At 74.4% G+C, this 18,897-nt stretch carries 20 protein-coding genes; 9 read left to right on the top strand and 11 right to left on the bottom strand.

From position 1 onward, the window contains the following. Positions 1-25: 25 nt before the first annotated feature. The 4 genes from ACIBG4_RS30755 to ACIBG4_RS30740 all read right to left on the bottom strand — a co-directional run bounded on the left by ACIBG4_RS30755 (position 26) and on the right by ACIBG4_RS30740 (position 3,486). Positions 26-1,063, bottom strand: a complete 1,038-nt coding sequence (locus tag ACIBG4_RS30755) for a hypothetical protein (RefSeq protein WP_397204777.1) — start codon at positions 1,061-1,063, stop codon at positions 26-28. Further along, complete coding sequence (locus ACIBG4_RS30750) at positions 1,060-1,542, bottom strand: SigE family RNA polymerase sigma factor (protein WP_355451418.1); 483 nt, start codon at positions 1,540-1,542, stop codon at positions 1,060-1,062. Before ACIBG4_RS30750 ends, ACIBG4_RS30755 begins: the two co-directional genes overlap by 4 nt. Positions 1,543-1,671: 129 nt before the next feature. Next, positions 1,672-2,640, bottom strand: a complete 969-nt coding sequence (locus ACIBG4_RS30745; RefSeq protein ID WP_310710192.1) for an adenylate/guanylate cyclase domain-containing protein — start codon at positions 2,638-2,640, stop codon at positions 1,672-1,674. Positions 2,641-2,721: 81 nt separating this feature from the next. Further along, complete coding sequence (locus ACIBG4_RS30740) at positions 2,722-3,486, bottom strand: FadR/GntR family transcriptional regulator (RefSeq protein WP_397204776.1); 765 nt, start codon at positions 3,484-3,486, stop codon at positions 2,722-2,724. A 96-nt stretch (positions 3,487-3,582) separates the two neighbouring features. Here ACIBG4_RS30740 and ACIBG4_RS30735 point away from each other — a divergent pair, with 96 nt between their 5' ends. From ACIBG4_RS30735 to ACIBG4_RS30700, 8 genes are read left to right on the top strand one after another with little or no spacing between them, the layout of a single operon-like run. Beyond that, positions 3,583-5,073 carry an ABC transporter substrate-binding protein gene (locus ACIBG4_RS30735; protein WP_397204775.1) on the top strand — a complete coding sequence of 497 codons (1,491 nt, stop codon included), beginning with the start codon at positions 3,583-3,585 and terminating at the stop codon, positions 5,071-5,073. Next, positions 5,070-6,017: an ABC transporter permease gene (locus ACIBG4_RS30730; RefSeq protein WP_397204774.1), complete on the top strand. Its 948-nt coding sequence runs from the start codon at positions 5,070-5,072 to the stop codon at positions 6,015-6,017. Before ACIBG4_RS30735 ends, ACIBG4_RS30730 begins: the two co-directional genes overlap by 4 nt. Continuing rightward, positions 6,014-6,853, top strand: coding sequence for an ABC transporter permease (locus tag ACIBG4_RS30725; RefSeq protein ID WP_355451405.1), 840 nt, complete (start codon positions 6,014-6,016; stop codon positions 6,851-6,853). Before ACIBG4_RS30730 ends, ACIBG4_RS30725 begins: the two co-directional genes overlap by 4 nt. Next, the gene (locus ACIBG4_RS30720) at positions 6,840-7,754 is read left to right on the top strand and encodes an ABC transporter ATP-binding protein (RefSeq protein WP_397204773.1); all 915 of its coding nucleotides are present in this window, start codon (positions 6,840-6,842) and stop codon (positions 7,752-7,754) included. The genes ACIBG4_RS30725 and ACIBG4_RS30720 overlap by 14 nt, the downstream gene beginning before the upstream one ends. Next, positions 7,723-8,634, top strand: a complete 912-nt coding sequence (locus tag ACIBG4_RS30715; RefSeq protein ID WP_397204772.1) for an ATP-binding cassette domain-containing protein — start codon at positions 7,723-7,725, stop codon at positions 8,632-8,634. The genes ACIBG4_RS30720 and ACIBG4_RS30715 overlap by 32 nt, the downstream gene beginning before the upstream one ends. Next, entirely contained in the window at positions 8,631-9,833 is a 1,203-nt protein-coding gene (locus ACIBG4_RS30710) for a M20 family metallopeptidase (RefSeq protein WP_397204771.1), read from the top strand. The genes ACIBG4_RS30715 and ACIBG4_RS30710 overlap by 4 nt, the downstream gene beginning before the upstream one ends. Beyond that, complete coding sequence (locus ACIBG4_RS30705) at positions 9,830-10,834, top strand: P1 family peptidase (RefSeq protein ID WP_397204770.1); 1,005 nt, start codon at positions 9,830-9,832, stop codon at positions 10,832-10,834. The genes ACIBG4_RS30710 and ACIBG4_RS30705 overlap by 4 nt, the downstream gene beginning before the upstream one ends. Further along, positions 10,834-12,261, top strand: coding sequence for an aldehyde dehydrogenase family protein (locus tag ACIBG4_RS30700; RefSeq protein WP_397204769.1), 1,428 nt, complete (start codon positions 10,834-10,836; stop codon positions 12,259-12,261). The genes ACIBG4_RS30705 and ACIBG4_RS30700 overlap by 1 nt, the downstream gene beginning before the upstream one ends. A 21-nt stretch (positions 12,262-12,282) precedes the next feature. On the opposite strand, the gene ACIBG4_RS30695 is transcribed toward ACIBG4_RS30700, so the two are convergent. Continuing rightward, positions 12,283-13,053 carry an SDR family oxidoreductase gene (locus ACIBG4_RS30695; protein ID WP_397204768.1) on the bottom strand — a complete coding sequence of 257 codons (771 nt, stop codon included), beginning with the start codon at positions 13,051-13,053 and terminating at the stop codon, positions 12,283-12,285. A gap of 79 nt (positions 13,054-13,132) precedes the next feature. Here ACIBG4_RS30695 and ACIBG4_RS30690 point away from each other — a divergent pair, with 79 nt between their 5' ends. Next, positions 13,133-13,768, top strand: coding sequence for a TetR/AcrR family transcriptional regulator (locus ACIBG4_RS30690; protein ID WP_397204767.1), 636 nt, complete (start codon positions 13,133-13,135; stop codon positions 13,766-13,768). 49 nt (positions 13,769-13,817) lie between these two features. Here ACIBG4_RS30690 and ACIBG4_RS30685 read toward each other — a convergent pair whose 3' ends face one another. From ACIBG4_RS30685 to ACIBG4_RS30660, 6 genes are all read right to left on the bottom strand, one after another. Then, positions 13,818-14,798 (bottom strand): aldo/keto reductase, encoded by a 981-nt coding sequence (locus ACIBG4_RS30685; protein WP_397204810.1) that lies wholly within the window; start codon positions 14,796-14,798, stop codon positions 13,818-13,820. Positions 14,799-14,909: 111 nt separating this feature from the next. Beyond that, entirely contained in the window at positions 14,910-15,674 is a 765-nt protein-coding gene (locus tag ACIBG4_RS30680; RefSeq protein WP_355451383.1) for an SDR family NAD(P)-dependent oxidoreductase, read from the bottom strand. Between the two features lie 52 nt (positions 15,675-15,726). Further along, entirely contained in the window at positions 15,727-17,028 is a 1,302-nt protein-coding gene (locus ACIBG4_RS30675) for an RNA polymerase sigma factor (RefSeq protein WP_397204766.1), read from the bottom strand. 8 nt (positions 17,029-17,036) lie between these two features. Continuing rightward, positions 17,037-17,384, bottom strand: a complete 348-nt coding sequence (locus ACIBG4_RS30670; RefSeq protein WP_355451377.1) for a YciI family protein — start codon at positions 17,382-17,384, stop codon at positions 17,037-17,039. Positions 17,385-17,479: 95 nt separating this feature from the next. Continuing rightward, entirely contained in the window at positions 17,480-18,022 is a 543-nt protein-coding gene (locus ACIBG4_RS30665) for a GNAT family N-acetyltransferase (RefSeq protein ID WP_397204765.1), read from the bottom strand. Between the two features lie 71 nt (positions 18,023-18,093). Continuing rightward, entirely contained in the window at positions 18,094-18,855 is a 762-nt protein-coding gene (locus ACIBG4_RS30660) for an alpha/beta fold hydrolase (protein ID WP_397204764.1), read from the bottom strand. Positions 18,856-18,897 lie beyond the last annotated feature (42 nt).

Raw genomic sequence — 18,897 nt, 5'->3', positions numbered from 1 at the left:
TGCTCACGCGCCCTCCACCTCACGCCTACCGCCGGAAGAGCCCCACCGACCAGCGGACCGGGCGGCCGGCCGCCGGTGACCGCATGGTGAGCTTCACGGTGACGGTCACCGTCCTGCCCTTCGGCACGTTGAGCATCTTCATGGCCATGGGGAAGGGGCCCTTCTCCCACAGGGGGCACGGGCTGCTGCTGCCGGAGTCCCGGCCGTCCACCGCGTGGCCGAACCAGAGCCGCGGGGCGAGGTCACCGGTGCAGGCCTGGTCGATGCCGTACGTGTGGCCGTCGCCGCGGATCCGGAAGGTCGCGGTGCCGGCTCCGGGCCAGCGGCCGGAGCGGGTGTCCATCAGCGTCCACCCCTGCATCTCGCGCGGGAAGGCCCTGGGCGGCCGCGGCTCGGCCGGCGTCTGCGGCGGCGTCCACTCGTACACGGCGAGGGACCAGGACACGCGCTCCTCCTTGACCGGGACGCAGGGGTCCTTCGCGCCGGCCCGCACGCATCCGGAGCCGTGCGTGGTCGTGTCGAAGGTGACCGTGATCCGGCTCCCGGCACCCGCGGGCACGGTGAGCGGCACCAGGTTCCTCTGGCCCGTGCAGAACAGGCCGCCCCCGCCCCCCGAGGGCCGTCCGTCGACCGTGATCCGGGGACCGGCGCTGATCCCGGTCCGGCCGGCGCAGAGTCCCGCCACATCCAGGGGCCTGCCCGTGACGGGGACGGTGATCGTGGTCTTCCTGCTGCCCGTCCTGCCGATCGAGGTCGCGGCCAGGCGCCGGTAGACGGTGCCGTCCGGCGCGGTGAAGCTCTCCGGCAGCCCGGCCGGGGCGGCGGGCGCGACCAGCGGGTGGGCCGTGGTGGTCGTGTCGGGGCCTCCCCCCGTGACCCCGCCGGGCAGCAGCACCAGGCCCAGCGCGGCGACCGCCGCCACGGTGGTCCCGGCCGCGGCGAGCCGCCGGCGCAGCCGGATCCTCGAGATGCGGGCCCGTACCTGCTCGTGGCGGACCGGGTTGGACGGGGGAGTGGCGTCGCCGTGCTCGCGCAGCACGTCGCGCAGCTCGCGTACGGTCATCGGTGGGTCTCCTCCATGATCGACTCGTCCACCCGCAGCTTGGCCAGCGCCTTGGCGGTCTGGCTCTTGACCGTGCCGGGCGCGCAGCCCAGCAGCCGGGCCACCTCGGCCACGGGCAGGTCCTCGTAGAAGCGCAGCACGATCACCGCGCGCATCCGGGCGGGGAGGCGGCCGACGGCCCGCCACAGCTCCTCGCGGTCGCGGCCGGCGCCGCCGTCCACGGGGACGTCCGGCAGGTCGTCGCTCGGCAGCTCCCGCCGCCACTTGCGCCGCCACCACGACGTGTACGTCGTCACGAGCACGCGGCGCACGTACGCCTCCGGCTCCTCCACGCCGGGCCAGGCGAACCAGGCCTTGGCCAGCGACTCCTGCAGCAGGTCCTCGGCCAGGGCCCAGTCGCGGGTCAGCAGGTACGCCGTGCGTAACAGCCGGTCCGACCGCGCCAGCACGAATTCCTGATATATCGCCCGATCCGCCACCTAAATGCCTCCTGCCGGCGCGGCGCGCCCGCACGCGTCTCGTCCGGCCCTCCCGCTGAGGGCCACTGCGGCTAGTGACGCATCGACGCGCCCGCCGGGTTGCCCGGCCTCAACAGGGAACGGGTCGGATCAGCCGGCGCGGCCGGCGCGCAGGATCGTGAACGGCGCCAGCTCGCCCAGGCCGCGCACCGACAGCCGGTTGACCGGGCGCAGCTCGAAGGCGCGGTCGCCCTCCAGCTCCTCGGCCATCTCCGGGTCGGCCAGGATGGTGCCGGGACGGGCCAGCGCCGTGAGCCGGCTGGCCAGGTTGACCGTCGTGCCGAACACGTCGCCCATCCGCCAGATCACCGACCCCGCGGCCAGCCCCACGCGCAGCTCCGGCATGCCCCGGACCCTGGCGTGCGTCTCCAGCAGCCGCAGCCCGATCTCGGCCGCCTCGTGGGCCTTGCCGGCGACGAACAGCACGGAGTCGCCCAGCGTCTTGACGATCCGGCCGCCGGAGGAGGTCACCACGTCGGCGGAGCGGCCCTCGAAGCTGTCGACCAGCGTGGCCAGCTCCCGCTCGGTGATCTGCCGGCTCAGCCGGGTGAACCCGACCAGGTCGGCGAAGCCGACCGCCAGCCGTACCGCGGTGTGGTCCTGGTCGACCATGCGGCCGGCCGCTGCGGCGAGCTGCCGCTGCCACGAGTAGACGAGCAGCCGCGCGAGCGGGGGCACGACCCGGTCGGCCCGGCGGCGCCAGGCGCGGGACCGCTCGGCCAGCGGGACGCCCGCCTGGTCCAGCTCTTCGGCGCCGAGCTGCGCCTGCGACTCGGCCAGGCGCGTGGTGGCCCGCCCGAGCGAGCGGGCTATGAGCAGCACGTGCTCCTCGTCGTAGACGCCGGCGCTGACCATGCCGACCAGGGTCCTCAGCGCCTCCACGTCGGAGTCGGTGAACTCCACGGCGTCGTCGCGGACGTTCGGGAACCCGAGCGCCCGCCAGAACCGGCGCGCGCGGTAGACCGGCACCCCGGCCATCTCGGCGACCTGGTGGCTGGTGTAGCGACGGGGCTCGCGCAGGAACGCCTCGGCGAGCCCGTCCGAATCCTCGCGCGCCACGGCTGCAACATACACCCGTTAACGGGAGATAGCGCGTCCATATCCCAAGGTGGCCGGACATGTCGCGGTCCATCCGGAACGCTACTCCAGCAGGGCCCGCAGGGGGGAGCGCTCGGCCGCCGGGACGTGGTCCGCGTAGTAGTCGTACATCGTCTGCCGCGCCAGCCGGGCCGCCAGCGGGCCGTCGCCGGCGCGGACCGCGGCCAGCACCTCCTCGTGGTGGCGGATGCTGCGCCGCATCAGCGCCTCCCGGTCGGGCTCGGCGGCGAGCCGGTCGGCCACCAGGCCGACGACGATCGAGCGCACCACCTCGACGCAGATCTGGATGAGCTTGTTGCCGCTGGCCCGCGCCACCGCGTCGTGGAAGGCCACGTCGGCGGCGCTGAACGCGTCATGCCCGTCCGCGGCGCCCTCCCGGAGGGTGGCGCGCATCCGGTCGATGGCCGCCTCCATCTCGGCGAGCTGCTCGTCGGTGCGCAGCCGGGCCGCCAGCAGGTTGGCCGACCCGTCGAGCAGCATCCGGAACTGCACCAGCTCCCCGAGCGACAGGCCCTCGACCCGGGCCAGCGTGGCCATGGACCTCTGCAGCGCGTCGGGGCTGAACGGCAGCACCTCGGCCCCGTGCGGGTCTCCCGGCCGCGAGCGCACCAGGCCGCGCGACTGGAGCACGCGCAGCGCCTCGCGCACCGTGGACCGGCTCACCGAGAACTGGCCCATGAGGTCGCGCTCGCTGGGCAGCCGCTGACCGGGGCGGAGAGCGCCGCTCTCGATGGCCTGCTCGACCTGCTCCACGATCCGCTCGTACGCGCGTACGGTGCGTACCGGCTCGAAGCGTGGACCACTCATTGCGCCCCCTTGACCTGAGCCGTCGTCGGCTGGCAATGTGCGTAGCCTACTGGTCCGACCAGTGCACTAGCCAGGGCACAGCCAGGAGGCTTGGACATGAGGCGCATCGGCATCTGGATGGCCCTGGGCGGGCTCCTGCTGGGCACGGCGGCCTGTGGCGGCGGCTCCGGCGGAGGCTCCGGGGGAACGGCCGCGAAGCAGACGCTGGCGGTCGGGTTCACGGCCGAGCCGGCCAACCTCGACTTCACCTCCACCGAGGGCGCCGCCATCCCGCAGGCCCTGCTCGTCAACGTCTACGAGGGCCTGGTCAAGCTCGACCAGGACGGCCGGATCCAGCCGCTGCTCGCCGAGAAGATGGAAGTCTCGCCGGACCGGAAGACCTACACCTTCACGCTGCGCAAGAACGTCACCTTCACCAACGGCGCCCCGTTCACGGCCGACGACGTGGTCTTCTCCCTCGGCCGCGTGCGGACGGACTGGAAGCTGAAGATCAAGTCGCAGCTCGACGTCATCGACAAGGTGGACAAGAAGGACGACACGACGGCTGTCGTCACGCTCAAGCGCCCCAGCAACGGCTTCCTCTACGCGCTGGCGACCCGGCTCGGCGCCATGTTCAGCCGCACCGGCGTCGCCGACCTGGCCAACAAGCCCGTCGGCACCGGCCCCTACCAGCTCGGCTCGTGGAAGCGCGGCGACTCCATCAGGCTCGACGCCAACCCGAAGTACTGGGGCACCAAGCCGGCGATGAGCGCCGTCACCCTCAAGTACTTCAAGGACGCGACGGCCATGAACAACGCGCTGCTGACGGGCGGCATCGACGTCATCTCCAGCGTCCAGGCCCCCGAGTCGCTCCAGCAGTTCGCCGACCCCAACCGGTTCGTCACGGTCGAGGGCACCACCAACGGCGAGGTGGTGCTGTCGATGAACAACGGCCGCCCGCCGTTCGACGACAAGAAGGTGCGCCAGGCCGTCCGGTACGCCATCGACCACAAGGCGCTGCTCGACACGGCCTGGGCCGGACGCGGCAAGCTCATCGGCTCCATGGTCCCGCCCACCGACCCCTGGTACGAGGACCGCGCCGGCGACTACCCGTACGACGCGGCCAAGGCCAAGGAGCTGCTCGGCGGCAAGACGTACACGGTCAAGATGCGCATCCCCAACCTGCCCTACGCCGTGGCCTCCGCCCAGGTGGTCAAGTCGCAGCTCGCCCAGGTGGGCATCACGGCCGACATCGAGCCGCTGGAGTTCCCGGCCCGGTGGCTGGACGTGGTGTTCAAGCAAGGCGACTACGACCTGTCCATCATCAACCACGTCGAACCCCGCGACATGGGCATATTCGCCGACAAGTCGTACTACTTCCGGTACGACAATCCGGAGTTCGGCAAGCTGCTCGCCTCCGCCGACGAGGGCAGCGAGCAGCAGCAGACCGACGACCTCAAGCAGGCCGCCAAGCTCCTGTCCGACGACGCCGCCGCCGACTGGCTCTTCCTCTTCCCCAACCTGATCGTGGCCAAGAAGGGCGTCACCGGCCTGCCCCAGAACGCCATCGCCGAGTCGTTCGACTTCACCGGGCTCGCCAAGCAGTGATCGTCTACCTGTCGAAGCGGCTGGCGGTGCTCCTCGCGAGCGTCGCCGCCGCCGGCGTGGCGGTCTTCGCGTTCATGGCCGTGCTGCCCGGCGACCCGGCCGAGGTCGCGCTCGGCGTCAACGCCACGCCCCAGGCGGTCGCCGAGCTGCGGGCCCGGTTCGGCACCGACCGGCCGCCGGTCACCCAGTTCCTCGACTGGTTCGGCGGGCTGGCCCAGGGCGACTTCGGCACCTCGTACGTGACCAGCTCCCCGATCGGGCCGCAGATCGCCGACCGGCTCGGCGTGACCGCGGTGCTGGTCATCGGCGGCATGGTCATCGCGCTGCTCGTCGCCGTACCGGCCGGCACGTTCGCCGCCGTCCACCACCGTGACCCGCTCGGCGCGGCCGTCAGCGCGGTGAGCCAGATCGGCATCGCCGTCCCCGCGTTCCTGGCGGGCATCCTGCTCGTGTTCGTCTTCGCGGTGAAGGCGCAGGTGCTGCCGTCCGGCGGCTACGTGCCGATCGCCGACGACCCGGCCGGGTGGCTGCGCGGCCTGCTGCTGCCGTGGCTGTCGCTCGGCCTGGTCCAGGGCGCCGTCCTGACCAGGTACGTGCGCAGCGCCGTGCTCGACGTGATGCGCGAGGACTATCTGCGCACGGCCCGGGCCAAGGGCAGGGGCCGGATGGGCGCCCTGTGGCGGCACGGGCTGCGCAACGCCTCCATCCCCGTGGTCACCGTGCTCGGCCTCCAGCTCGCGACCCTGCTCGTCGGCGCCGTCGTGGTCGAGCGGGTGTTCGTCGTGCCGGGGCTCGGTGACCTGCTGCTGAACGGCGTGGCCGGGCGCGATCTGCTGCTCGTCCAGGGCGTGGTGATGGTGCTGGTCGCCGCCGTCCTGCTGATCAACTTCGTGGTGGACGTCTGCTACGCCGCCCTCGACCCCCGCCTGCGGGGCGCCCGATGAGGGGACGGCTCAACCTGGGGCTGGTGACGGGCGGCACGCTGGTCGGGATCGTCGTGGCGGCCGCGCTCGTCTCGTTCGTGTGGACGCCGCACGACCCGACCCTCGTCGACGCGGCCGCCAAGCTGCGCGAGCCCGGCGGCGGTCACCTGCTCGGCGCCGACAAGTTCGGCCGCGACACGCTCAGCCAGCTCATGGTCGGCGCCCGCACCACCCTGTACGTGGGAGTGGTGGCCGTCGGCATCGCCGCCGTCCTGGGCACGCCGCTGGGCGTGGCCGCCGGCATGGCGCCCCGCTCCCGGGGCTGGCTGTCGGAGCTCATCATGCGGGTGAACGACCTGGTGTTCGCCTTTCCCGCGCTGTTGCTGGCCGTCATGCTGGGCGCGGTGTACGGGGCGGGCACGCTGACCGCGATGATCGCGATCGGGGTGGCCACCGTGCCCGCGTTCGCCCGCGTGGCCAGGGCGGCGACGATGCAGGTCATGGTGACCGACTACATCCTGGCCGCGCGCGCCGCCGGCCGCCGTGGCCCCGCCATCGCCGCGCGGCACGTGCTGCCGAACATCGGCTCGGTGCTCATCGTGCAGGCGTCGGTGTCGTTCGCCATCGCGATCCTGGCCGAGGCGGCGCTGTCGTTCCTCGGCTTCGGCACCCGGCCGCCCACGCCGTCGTGGGGGCGCATGCTCCAGGAGTCGCAGGAGCTGCTGTTCTCCACCCCGCGCCTGGCCCTGTGGCCCGGCCTGGCCATCGCGCTGGCCGTGCTCGGCTTCAACCTGCTCGGCGACGGCCTGCGCGACCACCTCGACCCGAAGCTGAGGAGCATCCGTGCTGACGGTTGAGGGATTGAGTGTGCGGGCCGAGGACATCGAGCTGGTGCGGGAGGTGTCGTTCGGCATCGGGCCGGGCGAGCGCGTCGGCCTCATCGGCGAGTCCGGCTCCGGCAAGTCGCTGACCGCGCTGGCGCTCATGGGGCTGCTGCCCGACGGCGTGACCGCGTCCGGCACCGCCCGGCTGCGCGAGCGCGACCTGGTGGGCGTGCCCGAGCGGCGGCTGAAGGATCTGCGCGGCCGTACGGTGTCCATGGTCTTCCAGGAGCCCATGACGGCGCTCAACCCGCTCATGCGGGTCGGCGCGCAGGTCGCCGAGGTCATGACCCTGCACGGCGCCCCGGCGCGCGGCGCCCGCGAGCGCGCGGTCGAGCTGCTCGGCCGGGTCCGCCTGCCCGACCCGGAGCGGATCGCCCGCTCCTACCCGCACCAGCTCTCCGGCGGCCAGCGCCAGCGCGTCATGCTCGCCATCGCCCTGGCCAACGAGCCCGAGCTGCTCATCTGCGACGAGCCGACCACCGCGCTCGACGTGACCGTGCAGCGGCAGATGCTGGAGCTCATCGCCGAGGTCGCGCCCGCGCTGCTGTTCATCACCCACGACCTCGCCGTCGTCGCCTCGGTCTGCGAGCGGGTGCTCGTCATGTACGGCGGGCGGGTCGTGGAGAGCGGCCCCCTGCGCGAGGTGTTCGCCCGGCCCCGCCACCGCTACACCGAGGGCCTGCTGGCGGCCTCCCGGCTCCCGCCGCGCGGCACCCGCCTGGCCACCATCCCGGGCACCGTGCCGGCGGCCGGGACCTTCCCGGAGGGGTGCGTCTTCCGCGACCGGTGCGCCCACGCCTCCGACGACTGCGCGACCGTTCCGGAGCTGACAGGAGACGGCCATGCCTTCGCATGCCGGCACCCCCGGGACTGACCCGGTGACCGCCACGACGGCCGCGACCGACGCTACGGCCGCGGCAGACACGGCGGCCGCGGCGCGCGGCCGGGACCGCGCGGGCGGCTCCCGGGGCGAGCCGCTGATCGAGGTGCGCGACCTCACCCGCGTCTACCGCCGCCCCCGCGGCTCGCTCACCCGCCCCGGCGAGGCCGTGCACGCGCTGAAGGGCGTGTCGCTGACCGTCCACCGCGGCGAGCGGTTCGGGATCGTCGGCGAGTCCGGCTCCGGCAAGTCCACGCTGCTGCGCCTCCTCTGCGCGCTCGACCGGCCCACGAGCGGCTCCGTCACCTTCGGCGGCCGGGAGGTGACCGGCCGTCCCGAGCGGTCGCTGCGGTTCCTGCGGCGCAGCCTCCAGATCGTCTTCCAGGACCCGATGAGCTCCCTCGACCCGCGCATGCGGGTGCGCGACCTCGTCGCCGAGCCGCTGGTCGCGCTCGGGGAGCCCGTCGGGAACCGCGTCGCCGAGCTGCTCGACGCGGTGGGCCTGCCCGCCTCGGCGGCCGGCCGCTACCCGCACCAGTTCTCCGGCGGCCAGCGGCAGCGCATCGCGATCGCCCGCGCCCTCGCGCCCCGGCCGGAGGTGCTCGTCGCCGACGAGCCGGTCAGCGCCCTCGACGTGTCGGTACGCGGCCAGATCCTCAACCTGCTGGCCGACCTGGCCGACGAGCTGGGCCTCACCCTCGTCTTCGTCTCGCACGACCTGGCGGTGGTCCGGCACCTGTGCGAGACCGTCGCGGTCGTCCACGACGGGTTGATCGTGGAGAGCGGCCCGGTGGACGACGTGTGGGCCGCGCCGGAGCACCCGTACACGCGCGCGCTGCTGGCGGCCGTACCGACCCTGGAGGGACTGCTGTGATCGACGTAGACGCCCGCGGAGTCGTGGAGTTCACCCAGGCGCTGGTGCGGATCCCCAGCACCAACGATCCGGCCCGCGGGCGCTGCGAGCGGCCGGCCGCCGAGCTGGTCGAGGCGCGGATGCGGGAGTGGGGCTGGGAGCCGCGCGTCTACGAGGTCGAGCCCGGCCGGCCCAACGTGGTGGCCGTCGTCGAGGGCGGCGGCGGTGACGGGCCGACCCTCATGTTCGAGGGGCACACCGACGTGGTGACCGAGGGCGACCTGTCGAGCTGGACGGTGGACCCGTTCGGCGGCGAGATCCGCGACGGGAAGCTGTGGGGGCGGGGCAGCGCCGACATGAAGTCGGGCCTGGCCGCCGCCCTCTACGCCACGCGGGCGCTCCAGCTCGCCGGGCCGTTCCCGGGCCGGATCAAGGTGTGCGCGCTGGCCGACGAGGAGGGCCTGATGATCGGCGCCCACCACTTCGTCGCCGAGGGCCTGGCCGCCGACGTCGACGGCGCGATCGTGGCCGAGCCGGAGGCGGGCGAGATCTGCGCGGTCGCCAAGGGCGCGCTGCGGCTCCGCGTGGACCTCACCGGCAAGATGGCGCACGGCGCGATGCCCCAGCACGGCCGCAACCCCATCCAGGCCGTGGGCGCGCTGCTCGTGGGGCTGCGTTCCCTGGAGAAGGAGCTCCAGGCGGCGCATCCCGCCCACGAGCATCTGGGCGAGGTGTACGTGACGCCGACCGTGGTGCGGGCGGGCACCGAGGAGCAGGTCAACGTCATCCCGGCGGTCGCGTCGGTCTTCGTGGACGTGCGGACCGTCCCCGGGCTCGCGCACGCGGACGTCGCCGCCCGGGTGCGGGAGCTGGCCTCCCACGACGGGATCGCGGCGGAGGTGTCGGTCCTCGTGGACCGGCCGCCGGTGGAGGTGCCCGTGGACGACCCCGTGGTCGCGGCGCTGGCCGGCGCGCACCGGGCCGTCACCGGCGAGGAACCCGTCTACGGGGGCGTGCCCGGCTCGACCGACGGCACCGTCCTGACGCACTGGGGCGGCGTGCCGTCCGTCGTGTACGGGCCGGGCGGCAAGTGGATCGCCCACCAGGCCGACGAGTACGTCGAGGTGGACGAGATCGTGCAATGCACCCGCGTCTTCGCCGAGGCGGCCCGCCGCTTCCTCACCGGGGCCCGGTCCTCCGGGCCCGGGAGGCGGGCGTGAAGGCCGGGCGCACCAACGCGCTGGTCGACGTGCCGGGCCTGCGTGTCGGCCACGCGGAGCGGGTCGGCGGCGGCTACCGCACCGGCACCACCGTCGTGCTCGCGCCCCCCGGCGGCATGGTCGCGGGGGTGGACGTGCGCGGCGCCGCGCCGGGCACCCGGGAGACCGAGCTGCTCGACCCGCGCAACCTCGTCGAGCGCGTCCACGCGATCACCCTCGCCGGCGGCAGCGCGTACGGGCTGAGCGCCGCGTGCGGCGTCATGGAGCGGCTGGCCGACGCGGGGATCGGCTTCCCCGTCGAGGGCGGCGTGGTGCCCATCGTGCCCGCCGCCGTCATCTACGACCTGGGGCGCGGCGGCCGGTTCCGCGCCGTGCCGGACGGCGCGCTGGGCGCCGCCGCCGTGGACGCCGCCTCGGCCGCCGAGGCGCGCAGCGGGTCGGTCGGCGCGGGCGCCGGAGCGGTGGCGGGCGGGCTGGCCGGCGGCGTCGGCACCGCCAGCGCCGTGCTGCCCTCCGGCGTGACCGTGGCCGCGCTGGCCGTGGTCAACGCCGCCGGGTCGGTCCTCGACCCGGGCCGCGCGCTGCTGTCCGGCACCCGGTACGGCCTGCCGGGCGAGTTCGGGCCGCTGCGCGAGCCGTCGCCCGAGGAGTCCGCCGCCTGGCGGCCCGCCGCCGTCACCTCGTTCAACACCACGATCGGCGTCGTCGCCACCGACCTCACCCTCACCAAGGCGCAGTGCGGCAAGCTCGCGGGTGTCGCCCACGACGGGCTGGCCAGGGCGATCAGGCCCGCGCACACCATGGTCGACGGCGACACGATCTTCGGGCTGGCCACCTGCGGCGAGCCCGCGCCGGACCCGTACGGGCTGCAGGACGTGCTGGCCGCCGGGGCCGACGTGTTCAGCCGGGCCGTGGCGCACGCCGTCCTGGCCGCGACCGGGCGTGCGGGCGCGCCCGCGTATCTCGACGTGTTTCCCAGCGCCAGAGGGGGCGTGGCGTGATGATCGCCGAAGATGGATGGCCGGCCGGGCTGCCGGTGGGCGACGGTTGGGTGGAGACCGGGCTCTCCCGTGACGTCGTCTTCCCGTACGACGGCTCGGTGGTGGCGAGCGCGCCGGTCGGCACACCGGAGCTGGCCCGCCGGGCCGTCGAGGAGGCGCTCGCCGCGGCGCCGGCCATGGCCGCGCTGCCCTCGCACGCCCGCCGCGCCGCCCTCATGGGCGCGCACGACGCCCTCGCCGCGCGCCGGGAGGACGTCGAGCGGCTGCTCGTGCTGGAGACCGGAAAGCCGCTCGTGGACTGCCGGGTGGAGGTGGCGCGCACGCTCGTCACACTCGCCACGGCGGCCGAGGAGGTGGCCCGGCTGCACGGCGAGACCGTGCCCCTCGACCTGCTGCCGTCGGGGGAGGGGCTGATCGGGTTCTGGACGCGGCGGCCGATCGGCGTGGTGGTCGGGATCACCGGCTTCAACTACCCGCTCCTGCTCGCCGCCCACAAGATCGCCCCGGCGGTGGCCGCGGGCTGCCCGGTGATCGTCAAGCCGGCCCCCGCGACGCCGCTGGCCACGCTCTGGCTCGTGCACCTGCTGCGGTCGGCGGGCGCGCTGCCTCCGGCCGGGGTCCAGCTCGTGACCGGGGACGTCGAGGTGGGGCGGGCCCTGGTGGAGGACCGGCGGATCGGGGCGGTGTCGTTCACCGGCTCGGCCGCCGCCGGCCACGCCATCGCGCGGGCCGCCGCGCCCACCAAGGTCCTGCTGGAGCTCGGCTCGAACGCCGCGCTCGTGGTGGCCGCCGACGCCGACCTGGAGGCCGCGGCGGACGCGGTCGTGCGGGGCGGCTACTACGCCTCCGGCCAGGCGTGCATCTCGGTGCAGCGGGTGCTGGTGGAGGAGCCCGTACGGGAGCCGTTCCTGGCGCTGCTGGCGGCGCGGATGAAGGACGTCGTCACCGGGGACCCGCGCTCGCCGGAGACGCGGGTCGCGCCGCTGATCGACCCGGCCGCGACCGAGAGGGTGCTCGGCCGGGTGAGGGAGTCGGGCGGCACGCTCGTCACGGGGGGCATCGCCGACGGCCGGGCCATCGCGCCGACGGTCCTGGTGGACGTCCCGGACGGGGCCGCCGTGTGGGACGAGGAGATCTTCGGCCCCGTCGTGTGCGTCCGCTCGGTGCCGGACCTGGACGCCGCCTTCGCCGCCGTCAACGCCTCCCGCTACGGCCTGCACGCCGCGGTCTTCACCCGCTCGCTGTCCACCGCGTTCGCCGCCATCGACCGCGTCGAGGCCGGGGGAGTGGTGGTGAACGACGTGCCGGGATTCCGCGCGGACAACATGCCGTACGGGGGCGTCAAGGACTCGGGCGCCGGCCGGGAGGGCCCCCGCTTCGCCATCGAGGAGCTCACGGTCACCCGCATGGCGATCATCCGCCCGTGACCGCCTGACCTGAGGGGGGCGTCACAGGCCCGAGCCGCCCGTGGCGTCGACGACGCGGCCCGTGACCCAGCGGGCGTCGTCCGAGGCGAGGAACGCGACGACGTCCGCGATGTCGTCCGGCTGCCCCACCCGGCCGAGGGCGGCCACCGCCGCGGCCCGCGCCTGCGCCTCCGGGTCGCCGCGCAGCCAGCTGGCGTTGACGTCGGTGTCGACGATGCCGGGCGCCACGGAGTTGACCGTGATGCCGCGCGGCCCGAGCTGCTTGGCCAGGTTGAGGGTGAACGTGTCGAGCGCGCCCTTGGTCGAGCTGTAGGCGATGATCTCGGGCATCGCGATGCGGGCCGCGCCGCTGGAGACGTTGATGATCCGGCCGCCGTCGCGCAGCCGGCCCAGCCCTTCCTTGACGATGAAGAACGGCGCCCGCACGTTCACCGCGAACACCTCGTCGAACCCCTCCTCCGTGAGGTTCGCCAGATCGGAGCTGCGGCCGATGGCCGCGTTGTTCACGATGACGTCCACGCCGCCGCCGGGCACGAGCGGGCGGACGCCGGCGTCGAAGGCCGCCCACAGCTCGGCCGCGTCGCCGTGCCGGCCAAGCTCGGCCCGGATCGCGAACGCCTGACCGCCGTCCTTGCGGATACGGGCCACGACCTCCTCCGCCGAGGCGGTGTCGCGGGCGTAGGCCACGGCCACCACCGCGCCGTCGCGGCCCAGCCGCTCGGCGATGGCCCGGCCGATGCCCCTGCCGCCACCGGTGACCAGCGCGACCTTGCCGTCCATGGTCCTGCCCATGATGCTCCCCTTTTCTTGAGTGATTGCTCAACAAATAAGCTAGCACGAATTGTTGAGCGCTCGCTCTACAATGGGTGGCATGACGACGGACACGGACCCGGAGGCCGGAGCGGTCCGGCGGGCCGCGCGGGGCAGGCCGCGCGCGTTCGACCGCGACGCCGCGCTCGCGGCGGCCACGTTGCTGTTCTGGCGGCACGGGTACGAGGCGACCTCGGTGGGCGACCTGACCGAGGCGATGGGCATCCGGCCGGGCAGCCTGTACGCGGCCTTCGGGGACAAGAAGGCGCTGTTCAAGGAGGCCGTGGCCGCCTACGGCCGCTCGCCGGTGGGCGCGTTCATGGGGGTGGCGCTGGAGGAGGAGCCCACGGCGCGGGGCGCGTTCGCCCGCATCCTGCGCGAGGCCGCACAGATCTACCCGGACCTGTCACACCCGGCCGGCTGCCTGACCATCTGCGCGGCCACCAACGTGACCGTCCAGGACGAGGAGGTCGGGGCCTTCCTGCGCGACCTGCGCAACGCCAACCTGGTCACCTTCGAGGCGCGGCTGCGGGCCGCCCGGGACGAGGGCGAGCTGCCGGCGGACGCCGACCCGAAGGCGCTGGCCGCCTACTTCGCGGCGATCATCCAGGGCATGTCCCAGCGGTCCCGCGACGGCGCGACGGCGGCCGAGCTCGCCGCCACGGCGGACCTGGCCCTCGCGGCCTGGCCCGCCTGACGCCGCCCCGGGCCTTCCCGCGCGTGGGCGGCCGGCCGGGAGCCCCGTGTCACCAGCGGGCGGCCACCTGCGGGGCGATGAGGTCGTCGTAGACGTCCCGCACCACGCGCAGCGCCTGCGGCGGCAGCGGCGCGAGCCCGGCCGCCGCCGCGTTGGCGCGGGCCTGGGCCGGGTTGCGGGCGCCCGGGATCACCACACTCACCCCCGGCTGGTCCACGATCCAGCGCAGCGCGAACTGCGCCATCGTCGCCCCCTCCGGGACGAGCGGCGCGAGCCGCCGCACCGCCGCCAGGCCCGTGGCGAAGTCCACGCCGGAGAACGTCTCCCCGACGTCGAACGCCTCGCCCGCGCGGTTGTAGGTGCGGTGGTCGTTCTCGGGGAACGTCGTGTGCTCGTCGTACTTGCCCGACAGCAGGCCGCTGGCCAGCGGCACCCGCGCGATGACGCCCACCCCGGCCGCGCGCGCGGCCGGCAGCACCTCGTCCAGCGGGCCGAGCCGCAGCATGTTGAGGATGATCTGCACGGTGGCCACGCCCGGCCGGGCGATCGCCCGCAGCGCCTCCTCCCGCGTCTCGACGCTCACGCCGTACGCGGCGATCCGCTGCTCGGCGACGAGCGTGTCGAGCGCGTCGAACACCTGATCGGAGGAGTAGACGGGCGTGGGCGGGCAGTGCAGCTGCACCAGGTCGAGCACGTCGACGCCGAGGTTGGCGCGGGAGCGGTCGGTCCAGGCGCGGAAGTTGTCCAGCGTGTAGACGCCCGGCTCCTGGGGCATCACGCGGCGGCCCATCTTGGTGGCCACGGTGACGCCGGGCCGGGTCTTCAGGAAGCGGCCGATCAGGCGCTCGCTGAGCCCGTCGCCGTAGGCGTCGGCGGTGTCGACGAACGTCACGCCCGCGTCGGCGGCGGCGGCCAGCGTGGCCAGCGCGTCGTCCTCCGCCACCTCGCCCCAGTCGGCGCCGAGCTGCCAGGCGCCCAGCCCGACGACGCCCACCCGGCGGCCGGTCCGGCCGAGAACCCGCTCCTCCATGCTCGCGGACACGTGCGCTCCCCTTTCACGCCGTTACGTTGTGTGAACGTTAACAGCCGGTACGGGCCTCCCGCGAGCCGCCCCGGCGGTGCCCACCTCCGGGGCGCCTGGTCAGGCGGGCGGGTCGAAGCGGCCGTCCACGGCGGTCCACCCGCCGTCCACGTACAGCACGGACCCGGTGACGAAGCTCGCCGCGTCGCTCGCCAGGTACACCACCGCCCCGGCCATCTCCTCCGCCCGCGCCCACCGGCCCAGCGCGCTCTTGGCGGCGTACGCGTCGTACCAGGCGGGGTCGTCCTTGATCTGCCGGGTCAGCGGCGTCTCGACCACCCCGGGCGCGACCGCGTTGACCCGCACCCCGTACGGGCCGAACTCGGCGGCGGCCGTGCGCAGGAGCTGCACCAGCCCGGCCTTGGTGGCCGAGTAGACGCCCTGCCCCGGCTCCGTCACCGACGCCCGGATCGACGCGAACCCGATGATCGACCCGCGCCGTCGCTCCACCATCCCGGCGCCGAAGGCGCGGACCACGTCGAACGAGGCCCGCAGGTTGAGGTCCACCACCCGGGCGAACTCCTCGCCGGAGTAGTCCAGCAGCCGCTTGCGGACGTTGGTGGCGGCCGTGAACACGAGCACGTCCGCCGGCTCGCCGTCCGCCGCCTCCCGCACCGCGTCCGCGTCCAGCACGTCGAGCAGCCGGGCCGTGCCGCCGGCCCGCGCGGCGGTCTTCTCGGCGGCCGGCAGGTCGCGGTCCGCGCACACGACCTCGGCGCCGTGCGCGGCCAGGGCCAGCGCCGCCTCCCTGCCGATGCCGCTCCCGGCCCCGATCACCACAGCCCGCCGCCCGTCGAGGCGGAACAACGCGTCGTATCCCGTCATACGCAGCACCCTAGTCACTGGTCGGACCAGTGCACCAGGTGTCCCCGGTGTCTCAGGTCAGCGTGGCGCGGGCCCGCCGCAGGAAGTCCTGCTCGGCGGCGTTGGCCGTGCGGCCGATCGCCGCGTCGTAGGCGTCCGCCGCCTCCGCCGTACGCCCCACCCGCCGCAGCAGGTCGGCGCGTACGGCGTGGAACACGTGGTACCCGTCCAGGTCCAGCTCCTCCACCAGGGCGAGCGCCGTCCGCGGGCCCTCCGCCTCGGCCACCGCGACGGCCCGGTTCAGCGCCGCGACCGGGGACGGGGCGACGGCCAGGAGCTGGTCGTACAGCCGCACGATCTGCCCCCAGTCGGTGTCCGCGGCCGTGCGCGCGTCGCCGTGCACGGCGTTGATCGCGGCCTGGATCTGGTACGGCCCCGGCCGCCCGCGGCGCAGACAGCGGCGGACCAGCGCGTGGCCCTCGGCGATCAGCTCCCGGTCCCAGCGCGAGCGGTCCTGCTCCGGCAGGGGCACCAGCCGCCCGCCGGGCGTGGTGCGGGCGGCCCGGCGCGCGTCGACGAGGAGCATCAGCGCGAGCAGCCCCAGCACCTCCGGCTCGTCCGGCATCAGCTCCGCCAGCAACCGCCCCAGCCGTACGGCCTCCGCGCACAGGTCGTCGCGGACCAGCCGGTCCCCGGCGGCGGCGGTGTGTCCCTCGGTGAAGACCAGATAGACCACGGCCAGCACCGAGCGGAGCCGGTCCGGCAGGTCCGCCTCGCGCGGCACCCGGTACGGGATCCGCGCGTCGCGGATCTTGGCCTTGGCCCGCACCAGCCGCTGGGCCATGGCCTGCTCGCTCACCAGGAACGAGCGGGCGATCTCCGCGGTGCCGAGCCCGCCGAGCAGCCGCAGCGTCAGGGCGACCTGGGCGTTGACGGCCAGGGCCGGATGGCAGCAGGTGAAGATGAGGCGCAGCCGGTCGTCGTGCACGGGTCCCTCCTCGGCGGTGGAGCCGGGGTCGTCCCCCGCATGCAGCAGGGCCGCGGCGGCGTGCCGGTCGGCCCGGGACGACTCGCGGCGCAGCCGGTCGACGGCCCGGTTGCGGGCGGTCGTGATGATCCAGCCGGCCGGGCTCGGCGGCGTCCCCTCGGCCGGCCACCGGTCCAGCGCCACGGTGAACGCGTCCTGGACGGCCTCCTCGGCGAGGTCGATGTCGCGGAAGTGGCGCACCAGCACGGCCACCGCCCGGGCGTACTCCCGCCGGAACACGCCCTCGACGTCCACCGGCCGGTCCGGCCGGTTCAGCGGGTCCGGCGCCCGCGGCGGCTGAGGCCCGCCCGGCCCCTCCGGGGAGGAGGGGCCGGGCGCGGGCGGCACGTCGCGGGTCAGCGCAGGTCCTTGAACGGGCGGACCTCGATCGGCAGCCCGCTGGCGGCCCCGATCCTGCGCGCCCACTCCAGCGCCCCGTCCAGGTCGTCCGCCCGTACGACCACGAAACCGCCGATGTGCTCCTTGCCCTCGGTGTACGGGCCGTCGGTCATGAGCATGTCGCCGTCGCGTACCCGGACCACGGTGGAGCTGCTCGCCGCGTGCAGCCCGCCGTCGAACACCCACGCGCCCGCCTCCCGCATCTCCCGGTTCACGACCGCGAGCTCCCTCATGATCGGCTCCAGGACCTCGGGCGGCGGCGGGTCCCCGTCCGGCTGGTACAGGCTGAGCAGGTACTGCTGCATGGGTGTCTCCTCGGTGTCGTGGCCGGCCCGTCGCCGTCCTCTCACCCTCTACACGAACGGACCGCGCCGGGATCGACATCCAGGGCCCGGCGAGTTCACGACTTTCCCGCCTCCCATTCGCCGCGCAGCAGCTCGTACTCGACCTCGCCCTCCTCCGAGCCGTCGATCCGCTCCGGCCAGTCCTGGAAGAACGTCCGCGCGAACCGCAGGCCGCACTTCTCCATCACCCGCCGGGAGCCGCGGTTCACGGTCATGGTCCGGGCGAACACCCGCCGGGCGCCCAGCTCGCCGAACGCCTTGTCGATCAGGGCCAGGGAGCCCTCCGTCGCGTACCCCTTGCCCCAGGACGCCTTGCGCAGCCGGTAGCCCAGCTCCGGCTCCGCGGGATCGCCGCCGCGCGCGGGCCGCAGGTGGAACCAGCCGGCGAACTCGCCGGTGTCCCGCTCGATCGCCGCGAAGAAGCCCGAGCGGATGAACGCGGGCAGGACCTCCTCCACGATCTTCTCGCGCGGCGTGGGCTTGCCGCCGGAGAGGAACCGCATCACCTCGGGGTCGCTGTCCAGCTCGACCAGCAGCTCGGCGTCGTCCTCGGTGAAGCGGCGCAGCAGCAGCCGGTCGGTCGTCAGAAAGATGTCCACGGGCCCACGGTAGCCAGCGGGGACGGCGACTCTCGACGTCATTTCCGTTGCGCGGACCCGGAAGGCGACCGTCAGGGCAGGAGCCCGGCGATGGCGTGGGCGAAGGCTTCGGGATTGTCCAGCATGACGTTGTGGCCCGCGTCGGGGATCTCCAGGAGCCCCACGCCCGCGGCGGCGAGGTCGCCGGCCGAGGCGGGGGGCTCGCCCTCCGGATACAGGTACGCGCGCGGGATCGGCAGGGCCATGAGCAGCTCGCGCATGGTCGGGTCCGTGCCCTCGGCCAGGCTCACCGCCGAGCGGTGGAGCGCGCGGCGGTCCGCCAGGCGCATGGTGGACCACCAGTGCGGACCCACCCGGTCGCGGACCTCCCTCCAGCCGTGGTCCACGAAGTCGTCCTCCGTGTGGCTCGCGATGCCGCTGCCGCCCGGCCTGACCGGTGTGGGCGGATAGGGGTCGAGGTTGGCGTCGACGAGGATGAGGCGCTCGGCGATGCCGGGGTGGCGGGCGGCCAGGACGATGGCCACCGCGCCGCCCATGCTGTGCGCGATCAGGGACACCCCGCTCGCCCCCGCCTGCCGCAGGGCCGTGGCGAGCGTGTCGGCGTGGGCCTCGAGGGTGTAGGAGAAGTCGGCCGGCCGGTCGCTGATGCCGAACCCGAGCAGGTCGACGAGGAGCGAGCGGCGGCCGCCCAGCAGCGGGTGAGCCGCCGTGGCCGCGTAGTAGGGGGCCGACATGGCGCCCAGGCCGTGCACGTAGACCACGGCCGGATCGGTGCCGGGCAGCTCGACCCAGCGCATCCGGGCGCCGCTCGGGTGGACCGTCGCGTCACGCATGAGTGAACCTCCTGATGCATCGCAAGCAATATATATCGGCTT

Origin of the sequence: Nonomuraea sp. NPDC050383 (genome assembly GCF_044459125.1) — a bacterium.
In the GTDB taxonomy this organism is placed as follows: Bacteria; Actinomycetota; Actinomycetes; order Streptosporangiales; family Streptosporangiaceae; genus Nonomuraea.
Note: the sequence above shows the minus strand (reverse complement) of the source record. Positions and strands in the feature narration are given on the sequence as shown.